Here is a 7,604-nt window from a genome sequence, read left to right on the forward strand (position 1 = left end):
GGTAGAGGTAGGGGTGGATGCCGCCTAGGCCGGAGGAGGTGGCCCGGAAGCTCCGCCGCCTCGGGTTCGCGGAGGGCATGGCCAAGGGAGGGCACCGGCCCTACGTCCACCCTGACGGCCGTATCGAGGAGGAGTTCCGCAAACTCTAGCCTCACGCCGTGATCCACTCCCGCAGAATCCGGTCCAGCTCTTCCAAGGTAAGCTGCCCCTGGTCCGCCAGGGCCTTGATGTGCTGGGTGATGCGGTGGAGCTCCTCCTCCCCATAGTGCAGGCCCAGCTCCTCCGCCCGGGCCTTGATGGCGTGCCGCCCGGTGAGCCTCGAGGCGATGATGAGCTTGCGCCGAACGCCAAAGATCTCCGGGGGGTAGGGCTCGTAGGACTCGGGGTTGAGGTAGATGGCCTTGAGGTGCATCCCCGCCTTGTGGCTGAAGGCGGTCTCTCCGGTGATGTAGTTGTTGAAGGGGATCTCCACCCCCACCATGCGGGCCACCATGCGGTCCAGCTCGGGGAGCATCTCCAGCCGGTACTTGCCCCGCACGTACTCGGGCTGCAGGGTGTACATGCGGGCCAGGAAGCCCCCCAGGGGGGTGATGCCGTTGCGCTCCCCTATCCCCAAGACGGTGGTGTCCACGTGGGTGGCCCCGGCCTCAATGGCCTCAAAGGCGTTGGCCACCGCGCAGCCCGTGTCGTTGTGGCCGTGGAACTCAATGTCCACGTTGGGCCCCACCACCCGGCGCACCTCCCGCACCAGGGCGTAGACCTGCCGGGGGGTGGCGATGCCCACGGTATCCGCCAGGCCCACCCGATCCACGTAGGGGGCGATGGCCCCGTAGATGGCCAGAAGGTCGTGCTCGTCGGAGCGGAAGGTGTCCTCGGCGGAGAAGCGCACCTCCACGTGGGGGGCCGCCTCGCGGATGAACTGGATCACCTCCCGGGCCTCCTCAATGATGCGGGGGATGTCCCGCCCGTGGGCCGCCCGCAGGTACTTGCTGGTGCCGAAAAGGAGGTCTATGCCCTGGACTCCGGTCTCCACCGCCACCTTGGCCGCGTCCATGCGGGTCTGGATGTGGGTGACCACCTTGGCCCTGAGGCCCAAGGAGGCCAGGACCTCCGCGTCCTTGCGGGACTGGGGGGAGGCCATGGGAGTGGTCACCTCAATGTACTCAATCCCGAAGGCGTCCAGGGCCTTGGCGATCTCTATCTTGTCCTGGGTGGAGAAGTTGGCCCGCTCAAACTGCTCCCCTTCCCGAAGGGTGGAGTCTATAATCTTCCATTCCCGCATGCGCCCCTCCCCAAAAGAAAACCGGCCCGAACTCGGGCCGGGGGATAAGGAACCCTTAGAGGGCTATCCTACCCCCCGGCGGCCGAGTTTTTTCTCTAGGGCCAGCATCTTGCCCGTAAGGGTATACGAAAAGGCGCATTTTGTCAACGCCCAAACCGGCGCTCCCGGGCCTGGTAGCTGCGAAGCGCCCTCAGGAAGTCAATCTTGCGGAACTCGGGCCAGAGCACGTCGGCGAAGTAGAACTCCGAGTAGGCGGACTGCCAGAGGAGGAAGCCGGAGAGGCGGATCTCCCCCGAGGTGCGGATGATGAAGTCGGGGTCAGGGAGGCCGGCGGTGTAGAGGCGGGCGGCGATGGCCTCGGGGGTTAAGGCCTCGGCCACCTGCCCCGGGGAAAGGCCCGCCTCTTCAGCCTCCAGCAGGAGGCGCTTCACCGCGTCCACGATTTCCTCCCGCCCCCCGTAGCCCATGGCGATGTTGAGCACCATGCCCTGGTGGTGCCGGGTCTTGGCCTCGAGGCGCTCCAGGGCGTGGAGCACCTCCTGGGAAAACCCCTCCCGCCGCCCGATGACCCGCACCTGCACCTGGTGGTGGTGGATGCGGTGGTCGTCGGCCATGCGCTCCGCCTCCCGCACGAAAAGGCGCATGAGCTCCTCCACCTCCTCGGGGGAACGCCCGAAGTTGTCGGTGGAGAAGACCCAGACCGTCACCGTCCTGATGCCCATCTCCAGGCACCACTCCAGCACCTCGTAGGCCTTGTGCACGCCGAACTCGTGCCCCTTGGTGGGGGAAAGGCCCAGGGCCCGGGCAAAGCGCCGGTTGCCGTCCAGGATGAGGCCCAGGTGCCGGGGCATGGGGCCTCGCCGCACCTCCTGGAGGAGGCGGCGCTCGTAGAACCAGTAGAGGGGCCGGGAAAGGGAGAGGAGGCGGCGGAGCATACCCTATCCACCCTAAGGCGGGAGGATGAGAAGGGGAAGCCCCCCTAGCGGTAGAGCTCCCGGGCGATGATGTGCCGCTGGATCTCTGAGGTACCCTCGTAGATCTCCGTCACCTTGGCGTCCCGGTAGTAGCGCTCCACCCGGAAGTCCCGGTGGTAGCCGTATCCCCCGAGGACCTGGACCGCCTCCCGGGTCACCTCCACGGCCACCCCGCTGGCGAAGAGCTTGGCCGCGCTGGCCTCGAGGGTAAACCGCTCCCCCCGGTCCTTCTTGCGGGCCGCCTCCAGCACCAGGGCCCGGGCGGCCAGAATCTTCACGTGCATGTCCGCCAGCTTGTGGGCGATGGCCTGGTGCTCCCGCAAGCGCTTTCCGAACTGCTCCCGCTCATCCGCATAGGCCTTGGCCAGCTCAAAGGCCCCCCGGGCGATGCCCACCGCCTGGGCCGCCACCCCGATGCGCCCCGAGTCCAGGCCCGCCAGGGCGTAGGCCAGGCCCCGCCCCTCCTCCCCCAGGAGGTTCTCCTCGGGCACGAACACCCCGTCCAGCCGCACCTCCGCGGTGTGGGCCGCGTGGAGGCCCATTTTCTCCTCCGGGGGGCCAAAGGAAAGCCCCGGGGTATCCTTCTCCACCAAGAAGGCGCTGATCCCCTTCTCCGTGCGGGCCATGACCACGTAGAGCTGGGCCTGGCCGGCGGAGGTGATCCAGCTCTTCACCCCGTTAAGCCGGTAGCCCCCGGGCACCTTCCGGGCCTCGGTGCGCAGGGCGGCGGCGTCCGAGCCCGCATGAGGCTCGGTGAGGCAAAACGCCCCGATCCACTCCCCCCGGGCCAGGGGGACCAGGTAGCGGCGCTTCTGCTCCTCGGTGCCAAAGCGGAGGAGCATGTACTGGGGCAGGCCGCTGGTCACCGAGAGGATCACCGCCACGCTGGGGTCGTGGGCGGCAATCTCCTCCAGGGCCAGGGCCCAGGTGACGGAGTCCAGGCCCACCCCCCCCCAGGCCTCCGGGGTGGTCATGCCCAGAAGCCCCAGCTCCGCCAGGGCCCTCAGTTGCGGCCAGGGATACTCCCCCTTCCTGTCGTACTCCGGGGCCAGGGGCCAGAGCACCTCCTTGGCCACCTTGCGCACGGTGTCCAGCACCAACCGTTGTTCCTGGGTCAGGGTCATCAGGGCTATCGTATCACCGCAAGGTGGCAAAAAAGCGTCATTCCGGCACAGGCCCCTCGCCCCAGCGGGGGGCGCGCTGGGCCTCGAGGCCCAGGTGGTCCAGGATGCGCTGGGTGATGAAGGCCAGAAGCTCCCCGATGCCCTGGGGCCGGTGGTAAAACCCCGGGCTTGCCGGCAGGATCACCGCCCCCGCCTCCGCCGCCCCCACCATGGCCCGTAGGGTGGGGAGGGGCAGGGGGGCCTCCCGGGGCACCAGGATGAGGGGACGCTTCTCCTTAAGGTGCACGTAGGCCGCCCGGGTGAGGAGGGTGTCCGCCAACCCCAAGGCAATCTTGGCCAGGGTGGTGGCGGAACAGGGCACCACCACCATCCCCCGGGTGAGGAAGGACCCCGAGGCCACGGGGGCCCCCAGGTCCTGGTCCTTGTACACCCGGCTGGCCAGGGGGTGGAGGTCCTTGGGGCTCAGGCCCATCTCCTCCCAAAGCACCCGCTTGGCCCCCTGGGAGAGGATGAGGTGCACCTCGGCCAGACCCTGCAGGGCCTGGAGCAGGTCCAGGGCGTAGGGCATGCCGCTTGCCCCCGTGATCCCCACCACCACCCGGGGAAGCTCCATGCCCCCCATGCTAAGGCAAAAACCCCAGGCCCAAGGGCCTGGGGGGCACCCCGTGGGGCGGTGGGCCTACTTGAGCTCCACCACCGCGCCCACGGCCTCGAGCTTCTTCTTGATCTCCTCGGCCTCGGCCTTGGGCAGGCCCTCCTTCACGGGGCCACCCTTCTCGGCCAGGTCCTTGGCCTCCTTGAGGCCCAGGCCGGTGATGGCGCGGAGCTCCTTGATGACCTCCAGCTTCTTGGCCCCCGCGTCCTTGAGGATCACGTCAAACTCGGTCTTCTCCTCCACAGGGGCCGCGGCGGCCGCCGCCGCAGGGGCCGCGGCCACGGCCACGGGGGCCGCGGCGGTCACGCCCCAGGTCTCCTTGAGGACGTCAATGAGCTGCTTGAGTTCCAGAACCGTAGCCTGAGAGAGCTCTTCCTTGATGCGTTCAATGTCCAAAGCCATCTTCTACCTCCTACGCCGCCTTCTTCTCCGCGTACGCTTCCAAGATGCCTACCAGTTCGCGGGCCACACCGCCCAGGACCCCCACAAGCTCCGCCATGGGGGCCTGCAGGACCCCAAGGAGCTCCGCCCGGAGCTCGTCCATGGTGGGGAGCTCCGCCAGCGCGGCCACGTCCTTGGCGGAAAGGGGCTGGCCCTGCAACAGCCCGCCCTTGGCCTCAGGGATGCCCTTGGGGTTCTTCTTGGAGAACTCGGAAAGGGCCTTGGCCGCCGCCACCGGGTCCTGGTAGAAGACCACGGCGCTGGGGCCCTGGAGGCCGTCCAGCTCGGGCAGGCCAAGCTCCTTGAGGGCGATGCGGATCAGGGTGTTCTTGGCCACGAAGAGCCTGGCCCCCTTCTCCTTCAGGGCCTGGCGCAGGGCGTGGGTGTCCTTGGCGGAAAGCCCCTGGTAGTTCACCAGGAAGAAGGAGCCATGAGCCCGCTCAAGGTTCTCCTTGAGGGCGGCAAGAAGCTCAACGTTGCGCTTGTTTGGCACGCCTTCCTCCCTTGTGGGGCAGGGGAACCCCGACCGGTTTTTTGGGCTTTTGCGAAACGCTCCCCCTCAAGCGCCTCGGCGGGTTTTTTAAGGCCTTGGGCCCCCCGCTGTCTCTGGCCTGGGCGCGCTTGCGCCCGGGGTGCCATAGCGGAGTCTAAAGGAAAGGGGGCCTGGCGTCAAGGCCAAAGCCCCCCAAAAGCCCCTTAGGTTAGGAATGGGGGTTAATCCGCAGGCTCGGCCCCATGGTGGTGGTCACGTAGACCGAGCGCAGGAAGGTACCCTTGGCCGCCTCGGGCTTGCTGGCCTCGAGGGCCTTCAGGAAGGCGCGGATGTTGTCGGCGATCTTCTCCGGGGGGAAGCTGGCCTTGCCCACGGGGGCGTGGATGGCCCCGGTCTTGTCGTTGCGGAACTCAATGCGGCCGGCCTTGATCTCCTTGATGATCTCCCCGATGTTGAAGCCCACGGTGCCCGCCTTGGGGTTGGGCAGGAGGCCCCTGGGGCCCAGGATGCGGCCCAGCTTGGAACCCACGGCCCCCATCACGTCGGGGGTGGCCACCACGGCGTCAAAGTCCATCCAGCCGTCCAGAATCTTCTGGATGATCTCCTCCCCGCCCACGTAGTCGGCCCCGGCCTCCTCGGCCTCCTTGATCTTCTCCCCCTTGGCGATGGCCAGCACCCGCACCTGCCGGCCCAGGCCGTGGGGCAGGGAGACCGTACCCCGCACGTTCTGGTCGGACTTGCGGGGGTCAATGCCCAGCTTGGCGTGGACCTCCACGGTCTCGTCAAACTTGGCGGTGGCGAGCTCCTTCACCAGGCGGGCGGCCTCGTCAATGGTGTAGACCTTGGCCGGGTCCACCTTCTCCAGGAGGGCCCGGTAGCGCTTGCCGTGCTTAGGCATCCTTCACCTCCGGCATACCCACCACCTCCACCCCCATGGAGCGGGCCGAGCCCGCGATCATGCGGGCGGCGGCCTCCAGGTCGGTGGTGTTCATGTCGGGAAGCTTCTGCTTGGCGATCTCCAGCACCTGCTGCCAGGTGATGCGCCCCACCTTCTCCCGGCCCGCCTTGTGGGCCCCCTTCTCCAGCCCCGCGGCCTTGCGGATGAGGTAGCTGGCGGGCGGGGTCTTGGTGATGAAGGTGAAGGAGCGGTCGGCGAAGATGGTGATCTCCACCGGCACCACCGCGTCCCCCATGTTGGCGGTGGCCGCGTTGAAGGCCTTCACGAACTCCATGATGTTGGCCCCGTGCTGGCCCAAGGCCGGGCCCACCGGGGGCGCGGGCGTGGCCTTGCCCGCGGGCAGCTGCAGCTTGACTACGGCAACGACTTTCTTCATTTTTCCCTCCTAGGCTCCCCCCAAGTTAGGGGTGCAAACGCCCTTTACGCTTTGACCACCTGGGAGAAGTCCAGCTCCACAGGGGTCTCGCGCCCGAAGATGGTGACCATGACCTTGACCTTGCCCTTTTCCGGGTTGATCTCGGTCACGGTGCCGGTAAAGTCCGCGAAGGGGCCGGAGACCACCCGGATCTGGTCCCCTTCCCGGAAGGCCACCTGGGCCTTGGGAGCCTCCTTCTTGCCCAAAAGACCCGAGACCTCGAGGATATGCCGCACCTCGTCCGGGGAAAGGGGCACCGGCCGGTTGCCCGCCCCCACGAAGCCGGTGATGCCCGGGGTACCCCGCACCACCTCCCAGGCCTCGTTGGGCTCCTCCTCGTCCCCCAGGTCCATCTGGACGAAGAGGTAGCCGGGGAAGAGCTTCTTCTTGACGACCTCCTTCTTCCCCCCCTCGCGGAGCTCCACCACCTCCTCCGTGGGGATCAGGACCTGGAAGATCTTGTCCTCCATGCGGAAGGCCCGCACCCGCTTCTCCAGGTTGGCCTTGGCCTTCTCCTCCTGCCCCACGTAGGTGTGGACCGCGTACCATTCAATGCTCATCGCACGAGCCCTATGAGGAAGCGGAAGACCAGGTCGTAAAGGCCCAGAACCACCATGGCCACCAGGGTGAAGACCAGAATGGCCTGGGTACCCTCAATGACCTGCTCCCGCGTGGGCCAGGTGACCCGGGCCAGTTCCGCCCGAGCCTCCTGGAAGTAGCGCACGATCCGCGCGAACATCAGACCTTCACTTCCTTGTGCACGGTGTGCTTATCGCACCAGGGGCAGTACTTCTTGAGCTCCAGCTTGGAGGTGGTGTTGCGCTTGTTCTTCTCGGTGGCGTAGTTGCGGCGCTTGCACTCGGTGCACTCCAAGAGGATCTTGATGCGGACCTCGCTGGCCATGCCTCACCTCGCTAAGGCCATGGGGGGAGGGTTTCCTCCCCCCAGGGTTTACTCCAGGATCTTGGTGACCACGCCGGCGCCCACGGTCCGCCCACCCTCACGGATGGCAAACCGCAAACCCTCCTCCAACGCCACCGGCTTGATCAGCTCCACCACAAACGTCACGTTGTCCCCAGGCATCACCATCTCCACCCCCTGGGGCAACTCCACCACCCCCGTCACATCCGTCGTCCGAAAGTAAAACTGCGGCCGGTACCCCGTGAAAAAACCCGTGTGCCGGCCCCCCTCCTCCTTCTTCAGCACGTACACCGAAGCCTCAAACTTCGTGTGCGGCGTAATGCTCCCAGGCTTCGCCAATA

General features: G+C 67.0%; 12 protein-coding genes and 1 pseudogene. 1 reads left to right on the forward strand and 12 read right to left on the reverse strand.

The genetic code is table 11. The features are described 5' to 3' along the window. Positions 1-17: 17 nt before the first annotated feature. Positions 18-125: pseudogene (locus tag B128_RS13295) on the forward strand (type II toxin-antitoxin system HicA family toxin); the annotation flags it as partial. Between the two features lie 26 nt (positions 126-151). Here the strand turns inward: B128_RS13295 and lysS are convergent. From lysS to B128_RS12075, 12 genes are all read right to left on the reverse strand, one after another. Then, positions 152-1,282 (reverse strand): homocitrate synthase, encoded by a 1,131-nt coding sequence (gene lysS / locus B128_RS0100575; RefSeq protein ID WP_018110363.1) that lies wholly within the window; start codon positions 1,280-1,282, stop codon positions 152-154. Positions 1,283-1,425: 143 nt separating this feature from the next. Continuing rightward, positions 1,426-2,217 carry an isoprenyl transferase gene (locus B128_RS0100580; protein ID WP_018110364.1) on the reverse strand — a complete coding sequence of 264 codons (792 nt, stop codon included), beginning with the start codon at positions 2,215-2,217 and terminating at the stop codon, positions 1,426-1,428. A gap of 44 nt (positions 2,218-2,261) precedes the next feature. After that, positions 2,262-3,380: an acyl-CoA dehydrogenase family protein gene (locus B128_RS0100585; RefSeq protein WP_018110365.1), complete on the reverse strand. Its 1,119-nt coding sequence runs from the start codon at positions 3,378-3,380 to the stop codon at positions 2,262-2,264. Between the two features lie 37 nt (positions 3,381-3,417). Continuing rightward, on the reverse strand, positions 3,418-3,993 hold the full coding sequence (locus B128_RS0100590) for a UbiX family flavin prenyltransferase (RefSeq protein WP_018110366.1): 576 nt from the start codon (positions 3,991-3,993) through the stop codon (positions 3,418-3,420). A 66-nt stretch (positions 3,994-4,059) separates the two neighbouring features. Next, positions 4,060-4,437, reverse strand: a complete 378-nt coding sequence (rplL, locus tag B128_RS0100595; protein WP_018110367.1) for a 50S ribosomal protein L7/L12 — start codon at positions 4,435-4,437, stop codon at positions 4,060-4,062. A gap of 10 nt (positions 4,438-4,447) precedes the next feature. Continuing rightward, positions 4,448-4,969: a 50S ribosomal protein L10 gene (rplJ, locus tag B128_RS0100600; protein ID WP_018110368.1), complete on the reverse strand. Its 522-nt coding sequence runs from the start codon at positions 4,967-4,969 to the stop codon at positions 4,448-4,450. A 208-nt stretch (positions 4,970-5,177) separates the two neighbouring features. Continuing rightward, positions 5,178-5,867, reverse strand: coding sequence for a 50S ribosomal protein L1 (gene rplA, locus B128_RS0100605; RefSeq protein ID WP_018110369.1), 690 nt, complete (start codon positions 5,865-5,867; stop codon positions 5,178-5,180). Next, positions 5,860-6,303, reverse strand: a complete 444-nt coding sequence (gene rplK, locus B128_RS0100610) for a 50S ribosomal protein L11 (RefSeq protein WP_018110370.1) — start codon at positions 6,301-6,303, stop codon at positions 5,860-5,862. Before rplK ends, rplA begins: the two co-directional genes overlap by 8 nt. A 44-nt stretch (positions 6,304-6,347) precedes the next feature. After that, on the reverse strand, positions 6,348-6,902 hold the full coding sequence (nusG, locus tag B128_RS0100615; RefSeq protein WP_018110371.1) for a transcription termination/antitermination protein NusG: 555 nt from the start codon (positions 6,900-6,902) through the stop codon (positions 6,348-6,350). Beyond that, the gene (gene secE, locus B128_RS0100620) at positions 6,899-7,081 is read right to left on the reverse strand and encodes a preprotein translocase subunit SecE (RefSeq protein WP_018110372.1); all 183 of its coding nucleotides are present in this window, start codon (positions 7,079-7,081) and stop codon (positions 6,899-6,901) included. Before secE ends, nusG begins: the two co-directional genes overlap by 4 nt. Continuing rightward, entirely contained in the window at positions 7,081-7,245 is a 165-nt protein-coding gene (gene rpmG, locus B128_RS0100625; protein WP_018110373.1) for a 50S ribosomal protein L33, read from the reverse strand. The genes secE and rpmG overlap by 1 nt, the downstream gene beginning before the upstream one ends. A 48-nt stretch (positions 7,246-7,293) precedes the next feature. Then, on the reverse strand, positions 7,294-7,604 hold a 311-nt coding region (locus B128_RS12075), incomplete at its 5' end, for an EF-Tu C-terminal domain-related protein (RefSeq protein WP_018110374.1).

This window comes from Thermus igniterrae ATCC 700962, from assembly GCF_000376265.1.
Lineage (GTDB): Bacteria > Deinococcota > Deinococci > Deinococcales > Thermaceae > Thermus > Thermus igniterrae.

What these genes read in the sequence shown, in the direction of transcription:
- rpmG (WP_018110373.1), bottom strand. Translation starts at nt 7,245, where the DNA reads ATGGCCAGCGAGGTCCGCATCAAGATCCTCTTGGAGTGCACCGAGTGC.
- rplK (WP_018110370.1), bottom strand. Translation starts at nt 6,303, where the DNA reads ATGAAGAAAGTCGTTGCCGTAGTCAAGCTGCAGCTGCCCGCGGGCAAG.
- B128_RS0100585 (WP_018110365.1), bottom strand. Translation starts at nt 3,380, where the DNA reads ATGACCCTGACCCAGGAACAACGGTTGGTGCTGGACACCGTGCGCAAG.
- rplL (WP_018110367.1), bottom strand. Translation starts at nt 4,437, where the DNA reads ATGGCTTTGGACATTGAACGCATCAAGGAAGAGCTCTCTCAGGCTACG.
- B128_RS0100590 (WP_018110366.1), bottom strand. Translation starts at nt 3,993, where the DNA reads ATGGAGCTTCCCCGGGTGGTGGTGGGGATCACGGGGGCAAGCGGCATG.
- secE (WP_018110372.1), bottom strand. Translation starts at nt 7,081, where the DNA reads ATGTTCGCGCGGATCGTGCGCTACTTCCAGGAGGCTCGGGCGGAACTG.
- B128_RS0100580 (WP_018110364.1), bottom strand. Translation starts at nt 2,217, where the DNA reads ATGCTCCGCCGCCTCCTCTCCCTTTCCCGGCCCCTCTACTGGTTCTAC.
- lysS (WP_018110363.1), bottom strand. Translation starts at nt 1,282, where the DNA reads ATGCGGGAATGGAAGATTATAGACTCCACCCTTCGGGAAGGGGAGCAG.
- nusG (WP_018110371.1), bottom strand. Translation starts at nt 6,902, where the DNA reads ATGAGCATTGAATGGTACGCGGTCCACACCTACGTGGGGCAGGAGGAG.
- rplA (WP_018110369.1), bottom strand. Translation starts at nt 5,867, where the DNA reads ATGCCTAAGCACGGCAAGCGCTACCGGGCCCTCCTGGAGAAGGTGGAC.